Source organism: Providencia sp. 2.29 (assembly GCF_015832305.1).
Taxonomy (GTDB): Bacteria; Pseudomonadota; Gammaproteobacteria; order Enterobacterales; family Enterobacteriaceae; genus Providencia; species Providencia stuartii.
This window is the reverse complement of sequence record NZ_CP065420.1, coordinates 4,476,408-4,496,561: the sequence shown is the minus strand read 5'-3', so window position 1 is coordinate 4,496,561 and position 20,154 is coordinate 4,476,408. Positions and strand designations below refer to the sequence as shown.

The following is a 20,154-nucleotide window of genomic DNA, read 5'->3' as shown; positions in this document are numbered from 1 at the left end:
ATAATTAAGAGTGTCTGGTGAAAAAACAGTTTAAAAAAATTCTTGTTATCAAGATGCGGTTTCATGGGGATATGTTACTGACGACGCCCGTCATCAGTACATTAAAACAAAACTATCCTGATGCCGAGATTGACGTGTTACTTTATCAAGATACGATCCCTATTTTGTCTGAAAATAGGGAAATTCATGCCTTATATGGTATGAAAGGTAAAAAGGCTAATGGTCTAAGTAAAGCATGTAATTTTATTCGTTTATTATTCAAACTACGCCGTAATAAGTATGATTTAGTTGTGAATCTAGCCGACCAATGGATGGTGTCTCTTCTGGTGCGTTCTATCCCTGCCCAAATGAAAATCTCCCATAAATTTGGTCATCGAGATTCCAAATATTGGCTAAATAGCTTTACACACTTGACCGAGCCTCATGGTGAACACGTTGTTATGAATAATCTTTCTGTGCTTGAACCGTTAAAAATAACGAATCTAAAAACCAATTTAACGATGTCATACACAGAAGAAGATTGGAAAAATATCGATCAAAAGTTATTAGAGCTAGGTGTACACAGCAGTTATGTGGTGATCCAGCCAACCGCACGGCAGATATTTAAATGTTGGGATGATGAAAAATTTGCACAAGTCATTGATGCATTACAATCTCGTGGGTATCAGGTTGTTTTGACCTCAGGGCAAAGTAAAGAAGACCTAAACTGTATTGAGACGATTGCTTCTCATTGCCAAACTAAGCCTATTACTGAATTGGCAGGTAAAACGACGTTTCCTGAGCTTGGTGCCTTAATTGCGCATGCCGCGTTATTTATCGGGGTTGATTCAGCACCGATGCATATTGCAGCGGCTGTAAATACACCAATAGTGTGTTTGTTTGGCGCAACGAATAATGTATTTTGGCGTCCGTGGAGTGATAATGTTGTGCAGTTTTGGGCGGGTGATTATGAGGCGATGCCACCAAGAGAAAAGCTCGATAGAACTAAAAAATATCTTTCTATCATTCCCGCATCTGATGTTATTGAGGCAACAGAAAAAATGCTGCCTATGAATATTCGTTCAATAATGACAAGGTTCTGAGATGATTTTGGCATTTTGTCTGTACAAGTATTTTCCATTCGGTGGTTTGCAGCGTGATTTTTTGCGTATTGCATTAGCATGTCAGGCAAGAGGACAGCAGATCCGCGTCTATACTCAATCATGGGATGGCGATAAACCTGCAGGGTTTGAAATTATCATTGTGCCTGTGACTTCTAAAACCAACCATGGACGTAATGCGCAGTATTGTGAGTGGGTTCAGGCACATATTAAACAACATCCTGTAGCTCGTGTGGTTGGCTTTAATAAGATGCCGGGCTTAGATGTTTACTATGCAGCGGATGTTTGTTACGCAGAAAAAGTCGCCAATGAAAAAGGTTTTTTCTACAAATTGACGCCTCGCTATAAACATTATGCCCAGTTTGAAAAAGCGGTGTTTCAGACAGGAAAGCCGACTAAGCTATTAATGTTAACACCTCACCAAATTGCACATTTTAAAAAACACTATGCTACAGAAGCGTCGCGTTTTTATATGCTGCCGCCGGGGATTGCGCAAGATAGAAAATACGATAAACAAATCCCCAATGCGCGGCAAATTTATCGAGAGAAAAATCAGATACCTCAGTCAGCGTATTTGTTGTTGCAGGTCGGTTCCGACTTTAAGCGTAAAGGGGTCGATAGAACCTTAAGAGCGATGGCTGCATTGCCTGAGGAGATTAAGAAAAATACGTTATTAATGGTAGTTGGGCAGGATAAGCCTGAAAAATATCAGCGTCTAGCAAATACACTGGGTATAGGTAAACAAGTCTCCTTTTTTAGTGGGCGTAATGATGTTGCTGAGCTAATGGCAGCGGCTGATATCTTAATGCATCCAGCATACCAAGAAGCGGCGGGTATTGTGTTGCTGGAAGCTATAACAGCAGGTTTACCCATTATTGTTACGGAAGTTTGTGGTTATGCTTCATTTATTGCTGATGCTCAATGCGGTATTGTGATCCGTGAACCATTTGAGCAAAAAACGTTAGATTCTGCGCTTTCAGAAAGCCTGCAAAATAAACAACAATTAAAAAATTGGGCAGAAAAGGCGCGGTATTTTGCGGATACAGAGGACTTATATAGTTTACCTGAAAAAGCGGCTGATATTATTTTAGGACATCTAGATGATTGAACTTAAAACACCTTTTAGTGAGCTATGGAAAAATAAAGATCCTTTTGTTGAAACTGAGCAGTTAGAAGGTGAGGTTTTTCGTCAGCTAGAAAGTCGCAAAACATTGCGCTTTGAGCTTGGTGGTGAGAGCTATTTTATCAAAATCCATTATGGTACAAGCTTAAAAGAGGTGTTAAAAAACCTGTTTTCATTAAGGCTACCAGTATTGGGGGCTGATAGGGAGTGGAACGCAATTCATCGGCTAACAAAAGCGGGTGTGGATACGATGGATGGCCGTGCATTTGGGCAAAAGGGTGTGAATCCGCTACGCCGCCATTCCTTTATTATTACGAAAGATTTAACGCCAACGGTGAGTTTGGAAGATTACTGTGCAAATTGGCCAAGCCTAGCGCCTGATTTTAGAGTTAAACAATTGATTATTCGCCGTGTTGCTCAAATGGTACGTAAAATGCACGCCGTTGGTATTAATCACCGCGACTGTTATATTTGCCATTTTTTACTACACTTGCCTTTCTCAGGTGAAGAGCAGGATTTGAAAATCTCGGTGATAGATTTACATCGAGCGCAACTTAGAAAGAAGGTTCCAACTCGTTGGCGCGATAAAGATCTTATTGGGTTATACTTTTCTTCATTAAATATCGGCCTAACAAGCAGAGATATTTTCCGTTTTATGAAGGTTTACTTTGATTCGCCTTTACGAGAAATTTTAAAAGAAGAACAAGCTTTGGTACTCAAAGCAGGAAGCAAGGCAAAAAAAATCCAAGAGCGTACAATTAGAAAGTCATTGTAACATTCTCCGAAAAAGAGAGTAAAAAGAATATGTTTTTTGATAAACAAAATGCAGTAACTAAACAGATAAATCTATCTTCTTCTGGTGAGGAACACCCTAGTACTAGCTTACATATCTCTTATGGTATAGACCGTAACTTCTTGTATGGATGTGGGATCTCTATTGCATCGATATTAAAAAATAATTTGGATATGCATTTTGTCTTCCATATTTTTACTGATTATTTTGACGATGAATGGAAAGGTTTATTTAAACAACTCGCAAGCCAGTATAATACTAGTATTATCATTTACCTAGTTGACTGTGAGCAACTAAAGTCATTACCAAGTACTAAAAATTGGTCATACGCAACCTATTTTCGATTTATTATCGCAGATTATTTTTCAAATCAATTAGAACGTATGATTTACATGGATGCAGATATTATATGTCAGGGTTCATTAAATGAATTGTTAGATATTAAGTTTAGCGATGATCAAGTTGCTGCTGTTGTACCTGAAAGAGATGCTGTTTGGTGGCAGAAAAGAGCTGATGCTTTAGGGGTTCCTAATATTTCCACTGGGTATTTTAACGCAGGGTTTTTACTAATCAATCTGATAAACTGGTCTCGACTAGATATTTCGGCTAAAGCGATGGAATTATTATCTCAAGAAGAGATAAAAGCAAAAATATCCTATTTAGATCAGGATATTCTTAATATATTACTAACAGGCAAAGTTATTTATCTTGATGGAAAGTATAATACACAATATAGCCTAAACTATGAGCTGCAAAAAGATAAAAAAGAGAACCCAATAACAGATAATACGATATTAATTCATTATATTGGTCCGACTAAACCATGGCATGAGTGGGCGAACTATGCGACTGCACAGCCATTTATTGAGGCCAAAAAATCTTCGCCATGGAAGGATATTCCACTGCTAAAAGCAAAAAGTAGCAACCATTTGCGTTATTGTGCGAAGCATATGTTTAACCAAGGTAAATTATTTTTTGGAATCAAAAATAGCATTCAATACTTTTGGGCTAAATTAAGTAATTAATCATTGGGTAAATTATGCCTTTTTTAGAAAGAAATCAGAATACTCTTTCGAAGTATAATAAAGCTTTAATCTTTATGTTTGTTGTGCTTTTTTTTGTGGACAATGTTACTAGGTATAAACATATACTATTCTATCTAATGATAGCTACATGTTTGGTATATTTATCATTAGATACAAGAAGGGTGCTAAAAAGATTAAATAATAAACTTTTATACTTAGTCATGTTGTTTTCATTGGTTTTTTATATTTCAATAAGTTACTCAAGCATGCCTGATGCATCAATGAGAGCGATTAATAATAACTTCTTGAATTATGGGGTGCTTAGCCTATCTCTTTTATTACCGATTCTTCTCTACAAAGAAAATATAAAAACGATTTCAAATTTACTATTGACTAGTTTTTCTGCATCATTAGTGTTTGTTTTACTTATTGAACTATATCGGTACTATGAGGCTTATCAGAATGGTATTTTACCATTTACAACCTACAACTTTAGGAATGTTTCAGATGCCTTGGTTTTTTACTTTCCTATAATTCCGATCCTTTGGTATCTATTGCCTAAATCTAAGCTGATTTATTTTTATATACTAAGTGTTGTATTTTTATTTGTTTTGTTAGGGACTCTTTCCCGAGGTGGGTGGGTTGCTGTGGCTATGGCAGGTTTATTATTTTTATGTTTTAAACGTCCATGGAAATTGATTGGTTCGATACTATGTATCTCGTTAATTTCATTGATCTCATTAAAATCAATCTACCCAGATATGACTAAAACTCTATTTTATAAGCTTGAACAAACTGATAGTACTCATCGATATAAAAATGGTACACAGGGAACAGCACTTGAGTTAATTTTAGAGAATCCAATTATTGGATATGGATTTGGTGATAAAATATACATTGATAAATATAATAGTGTTGTACCAGAAAAACCGGATTGGGTATTTAAGAAGTCATTGGGGCCTCATAATATCTGGCTATATATTTGGTTTGGTGTAGGTATCTCAGGGCTGATTGCTTTTAGTGCGGTTTTTTTGTCGATGTGTTTTTCCTTATTCAAGGAAATCAAAAGTACAGTCAATGAATCAAAAAGCCATTTTGCATTTATAGCGTTATTAATGAGCCTCATTAGCTTTTATCTGGTTCGAGGGATGTTTGAGCAAGTGGACCTAAAACCATTAGGTGTTCTTTTAGGTTTTTTAATTGCTATGATGGGGCACAGTTCAACAAAGAATAAGAGAAAACACTATGAATAACCTCATAACAAATAAATATGTGCTCGGCGAAGTGGGTAAAGCTGATAATACCTTGTTATCATGCTTAGATGTTATTTATGGTTCTGATGAAAACTATCAGTTTGGAGCTGGGGTTTCAGCGGTGTCTTTACTCATAAATAATCCAACCACATTTTTTAGATTCCATTATTTTCTAGATAAAGTTAGCCCAGATTTTCTAGAGAAACTTAAAGTTATTGCAAGTCAGTTTCAAGTGGAATTTCATGTTTATGAATTAGATAACAAATTACTGAAAACACTTCCCGCTTCTGATGTTTGGTCATCAGCGATGTACTTTCGGTTAGTTGCCTTGGATTATCTGTCGATTGATTATGATTTTGCACTCTATTTAGACGCGGACGTTGTGTGTAATGGCATCTTAGATTTAACGACTAATTTAATCAAAGGCAAAGTCTGCGGTGTCGTTGCTGATGATATCGGTGTAAGAACGAAAAGTGAAACAAGGCTTCATGCGCCTTCACTAGCAAAGACTTACTTCAATTCTGGTGTCATGTTTGTCAACTTAAAAAAATGGCATGAAAAGCAGATTACCCAACAATGTTTTGAGTTGTTATCAGCAGAAAATGCTAAGCAACGATATAAATATCCTGATCAAGATGTGTTAAACCTTATTTTAAGAGATGACTTAGAACTACTTAACCAAAGATTTAATACTGTTTATACACTAAAAAATGAATTATATGACTCAACTCACCAAAAATATCAACAGGTTATTACACCTGAAACAGTCCTAATTCATTACACAGGTGTGAGTAAACCTTGGCACACATGGGCAAATTATCCCGCTTCCCAACCTTTTTATAAGGCTTTGATGCAATCGCCTTGGACAACGAATGACTTAAAACCTGCAACTAAATTTGTTGAAAGAAAAAAAGAGTATAAACACTTATTAAAACAAGGAAGGTTTATTAAGGGTTTTTTATCAGGGAGCCAATATTTATTTATGAAAATGTTCAGGAGCAAAAGATACTAATATGATTAATAAAATAGTTTTCACAGTAACTCCTATTTACTCTATTCCACCGAAAAGTGCGGCGGCAGTTGAGTCGTGGATATATCATGTTGCAAAAAGGTTAGAAATAGAAAATCGTATCGTATGTATTCAAAATGAGGGATATTCTCATTATTCAGAAGTCAACGAGAAATGTTCAATTGAAAGAATAAAATTTGGCAAAATCTATACTAGGCTTTTTAAAAAATGGACTAGGCTAGACCCTTATTCATATGCAGATCGTATTGTAAAAATAAAACGCAAGTTTGCGACTAATAGTGATGAAAGTATCATTATTGTTCATAACAATATTAAGTTATTTAAAAAAATAATTAAAAAAGAAGGGCATAAAAACGTTATACTCCACATGCATAACTGTTTTGAACCACAAAATGTACCTGCTAATATTAAAATCATTGTTCCGAGTCATTTCACTCATAATTGGTTTCGAGAACGTTTACCTGAAGCTTCCATTGAAGTAGTCCGAAATGGCTTTGATGGTGATATTTATTCTTTACCATCAGACATTAAACGAGAAGATATTGGTTTGAATAAAAATAATAATGTTATTCTTTTCGCTGGCAGAATTACTCGGGATAAGGGAGTGCTTGAGTTAATGAAAGCTTGCAGCATTTTATTTAAAGATAGAGCTAACTATAAGTTAGTGATTGTTGGAGATATTAATGCTGCATCAAAGGGAGAACATGCAGAATTTCAAGATGAAGTAAAAAATTATGCTCATCAGTTAGGTGAACAATGTATCCTTCTAGGAGGAATACACCCTGAAAAAATGAGGCACTATTACTCTATTGCTGATCTTGTTGCGGTTCCATCTATTGCAGATGAATCATTTTGTATGGTTGCACTTGAAGCTATGGCATCTGGATGTTCAGTCATTGCGAGCCAAAGAGGGGCAATGGTTGAATTTATTAAGCACAATGAAACGGGTTTTATATTTCGTGAACCATTATCAGCCGCTAGCATGGCGGATGATATTAATAATGCTTTAAATCATGATAATAGAAGTCAAATAGCCGATGCTGCAAAGCAGTATGCCTATGACAATTTTACATGGGAAATTGTGAAAAACGAATTGAGAAGTGTTATTGATAAGTGGTATAAATAATTTTTGCATAAGTTCTGAGCATACGTTATTAATATATTGTATTGGCGCAAATCTTGCTTACTCTATATTGAGTTAAGATGGTTTCCATCAGAATGTTGAATTTAGTAACTTATTCAACTAGTTACAGTTATTGATGTTTTTAGCATATTTTTCAGATTATTATGAATAGATATTAGGCTATGATAGAGTTTTTATATGTTCTAAAGTGATTATATTGGAGCTAAAGATAAAAACTGTTTCTTTATCATAAACTAAGTATCGAATAATAATATTCAGTAAGGTTAACAAAATGCTAAGTCATGAAATGATTAAATCACTAGTTGAAATAAGCGGCAGTAAAGCTAATGATCGTGATGACGGCTACTTTCATATTGCTTATGGGGTCGATGAAAAGTTCCTCTACGGTGTTGGCACATCAATTTCATCGATCCTTATTAATAATAAAGAGACGCATTTTCATTTCCATATTTTGGTTGATGACCTAACAGACAAACAGCTTTTCCAACAGCTAGTTGAGAGTAGCCAGCATAAAATAACCATTTATTTGATTGATAACCAAGAATTTAAGCGGTTACCGTTACCATCGCAAGCTTGGAGTCATGCCATTTATTTTAGATTAGTGATTATCGATTATTTTTCACAATCAATTGATAAATTACTCTATTTGGATGCAGATATTATTTGTAAAGGTAACCTTTCATATCTAAAAACATTGGAGTTTAATGAAAATATTTATCTTTATGCAGTAAAGGATAAATTTTGTAGTGAAAAGAAACAGCTACCAATGGATATGAGTAAATACTTTAACTCTGGATTTTTGTATATGTCAATCCAGAAAATGGTTGAAGAAGATATTCCGAATCGGGTGATTGAATTAGTAAAAAGTAGTCATTTTACTCATCCAGATCAAGATGCCTTGAATATTTTACTTAATAATAAATTAGTGAATATCAGTGAGAACTTTAATTTTATGTTCTCTTTAGATTGGTATATTACCAGTAAGAGGGATATTAATAATATACCTGATGAGGTTGTTTTTATTCACTTTGTTGGTTTAACTAAGCCATTTCATGAATGGGCAAATTTCTATAGTGAATATCAATTTTTTGAGATTGCACGACAGAATTCGCCTTGGAAAAATATCCCTTTACTTAAAGCCGAAAGTTATAAGCAATTATCCCGTAAAAAATCACACCTAAGAAAGAATGGGAAGTTTTTGCAATTTTTATTAGCAACAGCAGAATATATGAAAAAGAAAATATTTCATTAAGGTAATGCTGACTTAGTCAGCATTACTCTGCTTAGTTTGATAGCTTTCTGTTGATCAAAATTGCTACTAAAATATTGTATAGAAAGAAAATATCTAAGAATATAAATTCAAAGAGGCAGTAAATTAAAAAATAGCCAATAGAAGAAACAAGTATCCCGACATTGAGAATATTTTTTTGGATTTTTATCGAACTAAGTAGATCTTTTAAATTAATAATATAGGCCAAACAGAATAAAATTAAACCACCTAAACCAACGTTATACATAATGTTTAGGAAGAAGGGATCATCATTATTATGTACGTACTCTTTTTTACGCTCTGAGTAGACACCTCCTCCAGAAAACCGCTCAGCATGGTTATCATTAAGATACTGGTTATAAGATACGGAACCATATCCCACGCCAAAAACTATATTTTTATTTTCATGAGTAAAAATAGGAAGTCTTGTTAAAATAATTTTATCTCTACTTGAGGTAATATTTTTAGCACTTAGAGTCTGATTTATTTTATTTTTTACTTGAGGAATTGTGGTATATGCAATAGTTGTAATACTTAAAGAAGCAATTATGAAAATGACTATATATAAAACAAATCTTTTAATACTTTTGGAGAATAAAAATAAAATAATCAGTGATTCAATAAGTAATGAAAGAACACCACCTCGGCTACCAGTATAGAGTAAAAAACAGAAAGCTAAAATAGATAAAATGAACATCGCAGCTTTTAATATTTTATTTTTAAAAATAAAAAAGGCGCTAAAAGTGAATGGAAAAAGTAAGGTAGTATAGTGAGCAAAGCCATATCTGAGCTGCAAATATAAAGGCAGGTCACTACTTTTAAATTGCTTTAATACAGGTGAAATAAAGATAGTAAAAGCCAGAGTGGCAATTAGAGCATAACTGATTGTTTTTATTGATTTTGATTCATTATTTTTAAAGGCTATTAAAAATAATGAGATAATAATGACATAACGCCAGTCATTAAAAAATTCTTTGAGTGCCTCTAGAGTAAAGCCGGGGTAAGTAAAAAACAGGATACAAGACAAACACCATAAGTTGAATAAAAAGAATACCTTCTTACCCCTAACAAGGTTAATAATGTCATCTTTAATATAGATCTTATTTTTTATAATGACATAAATAGTGTAAAGGAAAAGCAAGGCGGCAGAAATGTTTAAAACACCTTGAGTATCATTTGTAAACATACCCAACATGACAAGAGAAACTAATAGGAAAGGAAGTTGGCTAATAATACTGTTTTTTATATTCACAAATCCGCCTGCTGATGAATGTCATTTTTCTTTTTAGGGTGAGCAAACGCTACGAAATGTTTTTATCGTGCTAGATAACTTATCTTTGATTGCTAATGTATGAATTGTATTTATCATATACTTGAATGTCCAGACTATCAGGCAGTTAACATTGCGATTTAGTTTAAGATATTTGATTTCTATTAATCATTTCGATGTTTAAGGATCGACTTATGCCAGAACTACCCGAGGTTGAAACCAGTCGTAGAGGGATAGAACCACATCTTGTTGGTAACTCAATTCAGTATGCAATTGTTCGTAACAGCCGCTTACGTTGGCCTGTATCAGAGCAAATTAAAAGTTTATCTGATGAAATGATTTTAAGTGTACAAAGGCGCGCTAAGTATCTGTTAATCGAACTAAAAAATGGTTGGATTATTATCCACTTAGGCATGTCGGGTAGTCTGCGTATATTGTTGGAAGAATTGCCTGAAGAAAAACATGACCATGTTGATTTGGTATTAAAAGATGGCAAAGTACTACGGTACACGGATCCTCGGCGCTTTGGTGCGTGGTTATGGTGTGATGATCTTGAAACGAGTCGTGTTTTATCCCATCTAGGCCCAGAACCTCTTTCTGATGAATTTAATGCTCAATATTTATTTGAGCAGGCAGGAAAGCGAAAAATAGCCATTAAACCTTGGCTGATGGATAACAAGGTTGTAGTGGGTGTTGGTAATATTTATGCTAATGAAGCACTATTTGCGGCGGGCATTTCACCAGAAAAAATCACGCACACATTGACTCTTGAACAATCGATTGATTTGGTCCAGCAGATCAAAAAGGTACTGCAGCGCTCTATTGAGCAGGGTGGAACCACGCTGAAAGATTTTCTACAATCCGATGGGAAACCAGGGTACTTTGCCCAAGAATTGTTTGTATATGGTAAAAAAGGTGAGCCTTGTTTGATATGTGGCACGCCAATTCTTAGTATCAAACAAGGCCAACGCAGTACCTTTTATTGTCCTCAATGTCAAAAATAAGCTTAAATTTTATTCAGCTTTTTTAGCATCGCTTCAGCGACAACGGGCGGAAGGAAAGAAGAAATATCGCCATCATGGAGTGCCACATCTTTTATCAGTGACGATGAAACAAAAGATAAGCTTTGTGAAGGGAGTAAGAATACCGTTTCTAATTCAGGAACAAAATGGCGGTTCATGTTTGCGAGCTGCCATTCATATTCAAAATCCGCAACAGAACGAACGCCACGGATAAGTATATTTGCGCCATGTTTTTGTGCGAAATTAGCCATTAGCTCAGAAAAGCCAACCACCTCAACATTGTTTAAGTGCGAGGTGACTTTTTGGGCAAGTTCAACACGCTCTTCAAGGGTAAACATGGGACTTTTGCGTTGGCTATTAGCGATAGCGAGTAATACGTGGTCAAACATTGCCGCCGCACGAGAAACAATATCAATATGGCCTGAAGTAATAGGGTCAAATGTACCAGGGTAAATCGCTTTATGTTTCATAATATTGATATCTCGTTGTTTGTTAACGCTAATTTAAAAAATTTAAATTAAGTAATATGTGCATATTATCAACATTATCGACTATTAAGTGCTGTTGCAACCGACTAATGATGCCCTAAGCGAATTTTAAAGCTATTTTTAGGTGCATATTCTGCACACTTTAATAAAAGGTTTATGTTAAGATAGCGCCAATTTTGGTAAGTGAATCAGATCGAATGTTATTGCGTTTATATCAGGTACTTCTTTATCTTATCCAGCCACTCATTTGGGTACGCCTATTAGTGCGGGGTCGCAAAGCTCCTGCGTATCGTAAGCGTTGGGGTGAACGTTATGGTTTTTGTGCTGGTAAAGTTGCGCCGGGCGGTATTCTGCTGCATTCAGTATCTGTTGGTGAAACCCTTGCCGCTGTGCCTTTGGTAAGGGCATTACGGCATCACTATCCGTCATTGCCGATTACGGTAACCACGATGACACCAACAGGCTCCGAACGAGTCGTTTCGGCATTCGGTGATGATGTCTACCATGTCTACCTTCCTTATGATCTCCCGTGCTCTATGCGCCGTTTTCTTAATCAAGTTGATCCTAAATTAGTAATTATTATGGAAACGGAATTATGGCCGAATATGATTAATCAACTTAATCGTCGCCAAATACCCTTAGTGATTGCGAATGCGCGTTTGTCTGAGCGCTCTGCGGCAGGCTACCAAAAATTAGGTAGTTTTGTGAAACGTATGTTGCGTAATGTCACGATGGTTGCTGCACAGCACCAAGAAGATGGTGAGCGTTTCATCAAGCTAGGGTTAAGACGTGTGCAATTAAATGTCACGGGGAGCCTTAAGTTTGATATTTCCGTTACCCCAGAGCTTGCGGTTAGAGCCGTCACATTACGCCGGCAGTGGGCGGCACATCGACCCGTTTGGATTGCCACTAGCACCCATGAAGGTGAAGAGGCTATTGTGTTAGCGGCACACCAGCAATTATTAAAACAATTTCCTGATTTATTACTGATTTTAGTTCCTCGTCATCCTGAACGTTTTGCCAAAGCAGAAGAACTCACCCAAAAAGCAGGCCTTAAGTTTATTCGTCGTAGTGAAGGTATTGTGCCTACTCCTGATATACAAGTGGTTGTCGGGGATACGATGGGGGAGCTGATGTTGTTATATGGAATTGCGGATTTAGCATTTGTTGGTGGCAGCCTTGTGGAAACAGGGGGACATAACCCGTTGGAAGCGGCAGCACATGCGTTACCTGTTTTAATGGGACCACATACGTTTAATTTTAAGGATATTTGTGGGAAGCTGAAGCAGGCGGATGGCTTAATTACGGTGACTGATAGCGATTCAATGGTTCAAGCCGTCACTAGCCTCCTGTCAGACGAAGATTACCGTTTATATTATGGTCGTCATGCTGCGGAAGTTTTGCATGAAAATCAGGGGGCGCTACAACGTTTATTAAGGCTTTTACAACCTTACTTGCCTCCGAGAGAGCAATAATTTTAACGATTATTTCTAATTCAGAATATTGAACTTGAATAAAACGACAATAGATGATGACTATTTGTCTTCCTTTCTTATTATTCGCTATAAACTATAGTAGAATCTGCCGTTTAATTTCCATTGGTGCTATTAGGTTTGTATTTTTATGCATGATGAGTCTGCCTAATAGATAGTGGGTACTTTTACTCAATTATTTAAGACAGTATGCCAGCAATCAATCAATCAACATCAAACAAATATGTTTATTTATGGGTCATTGGCTATGCGGTTGCATGGATTCTAGCCAGCTTTCACTTAGATCCTACAGTGCCTTATGATACGGTGGAAGCCGTTAACTGGGGGATGAATGGGGAGTGGGGTTCACCAAAAAACCCTTGGTTTGTTGGTGTTCTTATGTGGCCTGCTATTTATTTGGGTATTTCCTACAGTTTTTACTGGTACTTTATTCATTTTGTCGGGGTTGCCTTTGGTTTATTGGGGGTCTGGAAATTAGCATACCGTTTAACAGCACGTCGTGACCTAGCTTGGTTTGCGATGTTGATGTTGAATTTATCGGGTGTGATTAATTTTGATATCATTCCTTACAATGATAACTATATTTTAGTGACTTTTTGGGCTTGGATAATCTACTTTTTCTTACGAGCCGTTTATGAAAATCCGGCTTGGTGGCTGCTTTTTGCTTTATTTGCAGGTTTGGCGACAATGGGGAAATATTCAACATTATCGCTGGTAGGATCGGTATTTTTATTAACGTTATTTGTTAAACAAGTTCGCCAAAGTTATCGTTATCCTGTTTTTTATTTAGCGATTGCACTTTGGTTTGCGATTGTATTACCTAATTTCTTTTGGTTAATGGCGAGTGATTTTTCTGCCTTTAAATGGGTGGATTCACAGATTGACCCAGGCTTTAATTTGCATACGACTAAGGCGGTGCTCAGCGTATTTTATCCTTTAATTATTGCCGCCATTATTTTATATAGCTGTGGTGGGAAATTAGGTTGGCCGAAATCGCTAGCAAATCGTATGGCGAATTTCTTGGTTCTTTTCCCATTAGCGGTGATCTATGGTTGGTTCTCTTTCCATGACGGTGGGCGTATTACCGAATGGTTGCAACCCTTTATGGCAGCTTGTGCCCCGCTATTTATTGGCTCTATAACAGTCATGCCGACTAAATCACTCAGAAAACCACTGATTGGTTTAGCCCTTTTCGGTGTCGTGGTTCTGTTAGGTTATTGTGTTGTGCAAGCGGCTAATATTAAGGGCGCAGGGCAAAAATTTATTGGCGTGAAAACGTTGATCGCGGAGGGTGAAGATCGCTGGCATGAACGTTATGGCGTTCCACTAAAATATGTTGGTGGTGAAGATAATTTACATCAATGGTTTATTATCTACGCAAAAGATAGGCCACATGTGATCCAGCCTTGGACTCTTGAACATCATATGCCGCCGAATGTGTATAACCGCAAGATTACAGAAGCGGAGATCCGCCAGCATGGTGCATTGCTGTTAGGTCGTAAGTATGATGATTGCGCTCATGAGAATTTTGATAAGGTTCGTCAGTACTGGCCACAATTTACGATTGAGAAAGAAGAGGTTATCTATCGTTCAGAGCCGGATGCTGAGCCAGAAACCATGTGTTTTGGGTTTATTGCGCCAGAGAAATTATAGGTAAGAATATTAAAACGGCTAATGTTTTAGCCGTTTTAATTCGTATAGATTAATTATAAGTGCTCTTTTAATTGGCTAAAAATTGCCATTGGTTTTATTGAACTCATAGTACCATCCACAGATTTAATTTCATGTTGCTCTAAACCATAGCCGCCAATCAGCCCGGGATCTGTTGGGCCAAACAGGGTGAAATTCGGTTTATCTAATGCGGCGGTTAAATGGCTAAGGCCTGTATCAACAGAAACCACCGCCTTAGCATTAGCAATTTGTAGAGCAACTTCGGCTAAGGTTAATTTAGGCAAAACTTCGACAAAATCAAACCCATCTGCAAGGCGTAATGCCCTTTGGTGTTCATGCTCTGCGCCCCATGGCAGTTTTATTTTTAAACCACTGTTGGCCATTAACCCAATCAGTTCTCGCCAGTGCTCTTCAGGCCAGTGTTTATCATCACGAGTGGTTGAATGCAAGAACACCACATAGTCATCCTGTGTGACTGTGGGGACATGTAAAAAATGTTGAGCGATGGCATAGTCACCTTGCGCTTTAGGACAATCGTAGTCAAGACTCGCGGCAAACAGTTGGCGAATACGTTCTACGGCGTGCTGTTGCTTACTAATTTGGTATTTATAGTCGTAAAAAAAACTGGCAATTGGCTCTCGAATACTGTGGCGATCATAGCCATGTTTAGGGCCATTTGCGAGACGCGTGACCAGAAAGGCACTTTTCAATAGGCCTTGAGCATCAATAATCGCATCATAGCGGGTTGCAGTCAGTTGCTGGCGAAATGCAGCACGTTCGGCGCGAATGGGGGCAGAAAACCAGTTTTTACGCCAACGGCGGATAGCAACAGGGATCACTTGATTGACTGCGCTGTGCCATGTGGGGATCTGCGCAAAACCCTCTTCTACAACCCAATCGAATTGGATATGAGGAAAGGCTTGCTGTGCATCCGTTAGTGCGGGTAGGGAGTGTAACACATCCCCCATCGATGAAGTCTTTACTAGCAGTACGCGCATCAAGCAACACCTATTTGTAATCGCGCCAGCGCATCAACCACTAATTGAGGCTGAATATCGATGAGACTTTGATGATAACCGCTTGCCCCATCACCTTTACGAACTTTATGGTAGCCACTAATTAAGCGGATAACTTCTGCTTTATTCGATAGTGGAGGCGTAAAATCAGGGCTACTTGGGCCATATAGGGCAACAAGCGGTTTATCCAATGCAGCAGCAACATGCATCAGTCCTGAATCATTGCTGACAACGGCCTGACAGCTAGCAATTAAATTCACGGCTTGTTCTAAAGACGTTTTACCCGCAAGGTTACTACAATGCTCATGCGCACTGTCCGTTAGGCTTTGGCGAATTTCCTCACCTGCATCATGATCTTTTTGTGAGCCAAATAAGAGAACTTGATAACCTTTTTCGCTGATCAACTGCTCCGCTAGCGCGGCGTAGTGATAGTGCGGCCAACGTTTAGCCGGACCAAATTCTGCACCAGGGCAGAAGCCAATAATTGGGCGTGTGGTATTGATATTAAACGCTTTAATAGCCTCAGTGACTTCTTGTTCATTAACAGCCAGTTTAGGCCATAAGATAGGCTCTGGAATATCTGCTGCGCTGTGAATGTTTTGCTTATCATAAGCTAATGCAACATAGCGCTGCACCATCAACGGAAAAGCGGCTTTATCTAATGTACGGAGGTCATTAAGTAGTCCATAACGCATCTCACCGCGCCAACCCGTTCGTTTGGCAATTTTGGCAAAGAAGGGCACCAAAGCAGATTTAAATGAGTTCGGAAGAACAATGGCTTGGTCATAACCATTTTGGCGTAAGCTAAGGCCAAGTTTACGGCGCTCACCAATCGCGAGCGCACCATGGCCTAATGGCATTGGGATGGCGGCATTGACTTCGGGCATTTTCGCCAATAGAGGGCGGCACCATTGAGGTGCCATCACATCAATTTGTGCTTGGGGATATTGAGCCTTTAGCGTGCGATATAGGCTCTGTGACATCATCATATCCCCTACCCATGAGGGGCCGATCACCAATATTTTCATAAAGTTGTATTAATCTTCTTTATTCAGCCATTGCATATATTCAGCTACGCCTTCGGCAACTGTTTTAAAAGGTGCCTTATAGCCAGCCGTACGTAATTTTGTCATGTCTGCTTGTGTGAAGCTTTGATAGCGCCCTTTTAGTTTCTCAGGGAATTCAATGTATTCAACAGAAACATTTTTATCACTGTGGAATTGTGTCACAGCATCGGCGACGGCTTGGAATGACTCGGCACGGCCTGTACCACAGTTAAAGATCCCTGAAATATTGTTCTGCCAGAACCATAAATTGACTGCGGCAACATCGCCGACATAAATAAAGTCACGGCGGAAGTTTTCACTGCCTTCAAATAGCTTGGGTTGTTGGCCTTCATTAATTTGCTTATTCAGATGGTAAGCGACACTTGCCATGCTGCCTTTATGACCCTCACGAGGACCATATACGTTGAAGTAACGGAAACCACAAATTTGCGACTGTGCTTCTGGCAAAATTTCGCGAACGTACTGGTCAAAGAGGAATTTCGAATAGCCATAAACATTGAGTGGCTTTTCGAACTGGCGATCTTCAATAAAATTATCACTACGACCACCGTATGTTGCCGCTGAAGAGGCGTAGAGGAATGGGATTTCGCGCTCTAAGCAAAAATGCAGTAACTCTTTCGAATACTGATAGTTATTGTCCATCATGTACTTGCCATCCCATTCAGTTGTGGATGAGCAAGCACCTTCATGGAATACCGCATCGACATCACCAAAATCATCACCGGCGATAATACTCGCAATAAAATCTTCTTTATCAATGTAATCAGCAATATCGAGGTCAACAAGGTTGGCAAACTTAGTACCGTCTTTCAGATTATCGACAACGAGAATATCTGTACGACCAGCATCATTTAATGCTTTGACAATGTTGCTACCAATAAAACCAGCTCCGCCAGTGACAATGATCATCGGGCATACCTCAAAATGGGTTAAGAACAAAAAGGATACGAATTGTTTTTCATAATAGCATTTCTGCGCGCTGACGACACCATAACTGGCAGACAAACATTCTAGAGGCTACATTTTTATAGGGGAATGATCGTGATCTTGGCTGCAAACTTAATTTATTTATGCTGCATCAGTCGATAGTTTTAGTATCTATTATTAAACTCTAAAAATCGTCACATAACAGGAATAAATCATGTCAGAACTATTTTATCAGCAGATTAAAGAGCAGTTAGCCCAAACAGAGGCTGCTGATTTGTTTAAGCATGAGCGGATAATTACTTCCTCGCAAGATGCAGATATTGAAATTGTTGGTAATAAGCGAGTTGTTAATTTTTGTGCCAACAATTACTTAGGATTAGCAAATCACCCAGATTTGATTGAAGCCGCGAAGCAGGGTATGGATAGTCACGGTTTTGGTATGGCTTCTGTCCGTTTTATTTGTGGAACACAAGATAGCCATAAACAACTCGAAAAGAAATTGGCTGATTTTTTAGGTATGGAGGACGCCATACTCTATTCCTCTTGTTTTGATGCGAATGGGGGATTATTTGAAACCTTGCTAGGCCCCGAAGACGCGGTCATTTCAGATGCGTTAAACCACGCTTCCATTATCGATGGAATACGCCTTTGTAAAGCTAAACGGTATCGTTATGCAAATAATGATATGGCAGAGCTTAGGGCTTGTCTTGAAGAGGCTAAAGCCGCAGGTGCACGCCACATTTTGATTGCGACGGATGGTGTCTTCTCAATGGATGGTGTTATTGCCAATTTGAAAGCGGTTTGTGACCTAGCAGATGAATTCCAAGCATTAGTGATGGTTGATGATTCTCATGCGGTTGGTTTTGTTGGTAAAAATGGCCGCGGCACCCATGAATATTGTGATGTGATGGGGCGAGTAGACATTATTACAGGAACACTGGGTAAAGCGCTTGGTGGGGCTTCAGGCGGTTATACGGTGGCAAAAAAAGAAGTCGTCGAGTGGTTACGTCAACGCTCTCGTCCTTACTTATTTTCCAACTCATTAGCCCCCGCTATCGTTGCGGCCTCGATTAAAGTCATCGATATGATGAGTGAGGGGGATGCGCTACGTGAGCGGTTATGGCGTAATGCCGCGCTATTTCGTGAAAAGATGTCTGCGGCAGGCTTCACTCTCGCTGGCGCCGATCATGCCATTATTCCCGTTATGTTAGGGGATGCGGCGCTTGCTCAAGTTTTTGCAAATGAATTACTAGAAGAAGGTATTTATGTAACTGGTTTCTTCTACCCTGTTGTTCCTCAAGGACAAGCGCGTATTCGTACACAAATGTCGGCGGCACATACGGAAGAAGATATTTTACGCGTTGTAGACGCATTCACCCGCATAGGCAAAAAACTGAAAGTCATTTCCTAATGATAATAATATAAGGCCGTTCTATGAAAGCACTGTCTAAATTAAAAGCAGAACCAGGTATATGGATGACAGAAGTTCCAAAACCGGAACTAGGGCACAATGATGTGATGATAAAAATCCGTAAAACCGCCATTTGTGGTACGGATGTTCATATCTATAACTGGGATGAATGGTCACAAAAAACCATTCCTGTTCCAATGGTTGTGGGCCATGAATATATTGGGGAAATTGTTGAGATAGGGCAGGAAGTCAAAGGCTTTAAAATCGGTGATCGTGTTTCCGGTGAGGGGCATATTACATGCGGTCACTGTCGCAACTGTCGTGGGGGGCGCACGCATTTATGCCGTAACACGATTGGCGTGGGGGTAAATCGCCCCGGCTGTTTTGCACAATACCTTGTGTTGCCTGCATTTAATGCGTTTAAAATCCCCGATAATATTCCAGATGAAATTGCTGCTATCTTTGACCCATTTGGTAACGCGGTTCATACTGCGCTCTCTTTTGATCTTGTTGGTGAAGATGTTTTAGTTTCAGGAGCAGGGCCTATCGGTATTATGGCTGCCGCGGTGTGCCGACATGTGGGGGCTCGTCACGTTGTTATCACTGACATCAATGACTATCGATTAGAGCTAGCCAAAAAAATGGGTGTCACTCGTGCGGTGAATGTGGGGCGTGAAAATCTAAAAGATGTGATGAAAGAGCTTGGCATGCAAGAAGGCTTTGATGTGGCTTTAGAGGTATCTGGCTCGCCTGCGGCTTTTCACTCTATGCTAGACACGATGAACCACGGCGGTCGCATTGCTTTATTGGGGATCCCATCTTCAGAAATGGCGATTGATTGGAGTAAAGTGATTTTTAAAGGCCTATTTATCAAAGGTATTTATGGCCGAGAGATGTTTGAAACTTGGTATAAAATGGCGACCTTGATCCAATCTGGGTTAGATCTTTCACCAATAATCACCCATCAATTTTCTATCGATGATTTCCAAAAGGGCTTTGACGTGATGCGTTCAGGGCAGTCAGGAAAAGTGATATTAAATTGGGATTAGTC

Annotated in this window: 18 protein-coding genes; 13 read left to right on the top strand and 5 right to left on the bottom strand. The window is 38.5% G+C overall.

Features of this window, described 5'->3' with window-relative positions:
- Positions 1–17: 17 nt before the first annotated feature.
- The 8 genes from rfaQ to I3B46_RS21350 all read left to right on the top strand — a co-directional run bounded on the left by rfaQ (position 18) and on the right by I3B46_RS21350 (position 8,720).
- Entirely contained in the window at positions 18–1,082 is a 1,065-nt protein-coding gene (gene rfaQ / locus I3B46_RS21385) for a lipopolysaccharide core heptosyltransferase RfaQ (RefSeq protein ID WP_196993142.1), read from the top strand.
- 1 nt (position 1,083) lies between these two features.
- The gene (locus I3B46_RS21380; RefSeq protein WP_196717907.1) at positions 1,084–2,208 is read left to right on the top strand and encodes a glycosyltransferase family 4 protein; all 1,125 of its coding nucleotides are present in this window, start codon (positions 1,084–1,086) and stop codon (positions 2,206–2,208) included.
- The gene (gene rfaP, locus I3B46_RS21375) at positions 2,201–2,998 is read left to right on the top strand and encodes a lipopolysaccharide core heptose(I) kinase RfaP (protein ID WP_040132602.1); all 798 of its coding nucleotides are present in this window, start codon (positions 2,201–2,203) and stop codon (positions 2,996–2,998) included. The genes I3B46_RS21380 and rfaP overlap by 8 nt, the downstream gene beginning before the upstream one ends.
- 29 nt (positions 2,999–3,027) lie before the next feature.
- Complete coding sequence (gene waaO, locus I3B46_RS21370; protein WP_196993141.1) at positions 3,028–4,041, top strand: lipopolysaccharide 3-alpha-galactosyltransferase; 1,014 nt, start codon at positions 3,028–3,030, stop codon at positions 4,039–4,041.
- A gap of 14 nt (positions 4,042–4,055) precedes the next feature.
- Positions 4,056–5,294 carry an O-antigen ligase RfaL gene (gene rfaL, locus I3B46_RS21365; RefSeq protein WP_196993140.1) on the top strand — a complete coding sequence of 413 codons (1,239 nt, stop codon included), beginning with the start codon at positions 4,056–4,058 and terminating at the stop codon, positions 5,292–5,294.
- Positions 5,287–6,306, top strand: coding sequence for a glycosyltransferase family 8 protein (locus tag I3B46_RS21360; RefSeq protein WP_053110675.1), 1,020 nt, complete (start codon positions 5,287–5,289; stop codon positions 6,304–6,306). Before rfaL ends, I3B46_RS21360 begins: the two co-directional genes overlap by 8 nt.
- Before the next feature lies 1 nt (position 6,307).
- Positions 6,308–7,450, top strand: a complete 1,143-nt coding sequence (locus tag I3B46_RS21355) for a glycosyltransferase (RefSeq protein ID WP_040132599.1) — start codon at positions 6,308–6,310, stop codon at positions 7,448–7,450.
- A gap of 289 nt (positions 7,451–7,739) precedes the next feature.
- Positions 7,740–8,720, top strand: a complete 981-nt coding sequence (locus I3B46_RS21350) for a glycosyltransferase (protein WP_196993139.1) — start codon at positions 7,740–7,742, stop codon at positions 8,718–8,720.
- Positions 8,721–8,751: 31 nt separating this feature from the next.
- Here I3B46_RS21350 and I3B46_RS21345 read toward each other — a convergent pair whose 3' ends face one another.
- Positions 8,752–9,990 (bottom strand): O-antigen ligase family protein, encoded by a 1,239-nt coding sequence (locus I3B46_RS21345; protein WP_154635321.1) that lies wholly within the window; start codon positions 9,988–9,990, stop codon positions 8,752–8,754.
- Positions 9,991–10,202: 212 nt separating this feature from the next.
- Between I3B46_RS21345 and mutM the strand changes: the two genes are divergently transcribed.
- Positions 10,203–11,012, top strand: a complete 810-nt coding sequence (gene mutM / locus I3B46_RS21340) for a bifunctional DNA-formamidopyrimidine glycosylase/DNA-(apurinic or apyrimidinic site) lyase (protein ID WP_014657203.1) — start codon at positions 10,203–10,205, stop codon at positions 11,010–11,012.
- 2 nt (positions 11,013–11,014) lie between these two features.
- On the opposite strand, the gene coaD is transcribed toward mutM, so the two are convergent.
- Positions 11,015–11,500: a pantetheine-phosphate adenylyltransferase gene (gene coaD / locus I3B46_RS21335; protein ID WP_004924268.1), complete on the bottom strand. Its 486-nt coding sequence runs from the start codon at positions 11,498–11,500 to the stop codon at positions 11,015–11,017.
- Positions 11,501–11,715: 215 nt separating this feature from the next.
- Between coaD and waaA the strand changes: the two genes are divergently transcribed.
- Both waaA and I3B46_RS21325 read left to right on the top strand, forming a co-directional pair.
- The gene (gene waaA / locus I3B46_RS21330; protein WP_060560791.1) at positions 11,716–12,993 is read left to right on the top strand and encodes a lipid IV(A) 3-deoxy-D-manno-octulosonic acid transferase; all 1,278 of its coding nucleotides are present in this window, start codon (positions 11,716–11,718) and stop codon (positions 12,991–12,993) included.
- A gap of 207 nt (positions 12,994–13,200) precedes the next feature.
- The gene (locus I3B46_RS21325; protein ID WP_154635323.1) at positions 13,201–14,664 is read left to right on the top strand and encodes an ArnT family glycosyltransferase; all 1,464 of its coding nucleotides are present in this window, start codon (positions 13,201–13,203) and stop codon (positions 14,662–14,664) included.
- 53 nt (positions 14,665–14,717) lie between these two features.
- On the opposite strand, the gene rfaC is transcribed toward I3B46_RS21325, so the two are convergent.
- The 3 genes from rfaC to rfaD are packed head-to-tail and all read right to left on the bottom strand — an operon-like array spanning position 14,718 to position 17,674.
- On the bottom strand, positions 14,718–15,680 hold the full coding sequence (gene rfaC / locus I3B46_RS21320) for a lipopolysaccharide heptosyltransferase RfaC (protein ID WP_196993138.1): 963 nt from the start codon (positions 15,678–15,680) through the stop codon (positions 14,718–14,720).
- Entirely contained in the window at positions 15,680–16,726 is a 1,047-nt protein-coding gene (gene rfaF / locus I3B46_RS21315; protein WP_004924285.1) for an ADP-heptose--LPS heptosyltransferase RfaF, read from the bottom strand. Before rfaF ends, rfaC begins: the two co-directional genes overlap by 1 nt.
- Before the next feature lie 9 nt (positions 16,727–16,735).
- Complete coding sequence (rfaD, locus tag I3B46_RS21310) at positions 16,736–17,674, bottom strand: ADP-glyceromanno-heptose 6-epimerase (RefSeq protein ID WP_004924289.1); 939 nt, start codon at positions 17,672–17,674, stop codon at positions 16,736–16,738.
- A gap of 232 nt (positions 17,675–17,906) precedes the next feature.
- Between rfaD and I3B46_RS21305 the strand changes: the two genes are divergently transcribed.
- On the top strand, positions 17,907–19,103 hold the full coding sequence (locus I3B46_RS21305) for a glycine C-acetyltransferase (RefSeq protein WP_196993137.1): 1,197 nt from the start codon (positions 17,907–17,909) through the stop codon (positions 19,101–19,103).
- 23 nt (positions 19,104–19,126) lie between these two features.
- A complete protein-coding gene (gene tdh / locus I3B46_RS21300; RefSeq protein ID WP_036942514.1) occupies positions 19,127–20,152 on the top strand; it encodes an L-threonine 3-dehydrogenase in 1,026 nt (341 codons plus the stop codon).
- Positions 20,153–20,154: the final 2 nt, after the last annotated feature.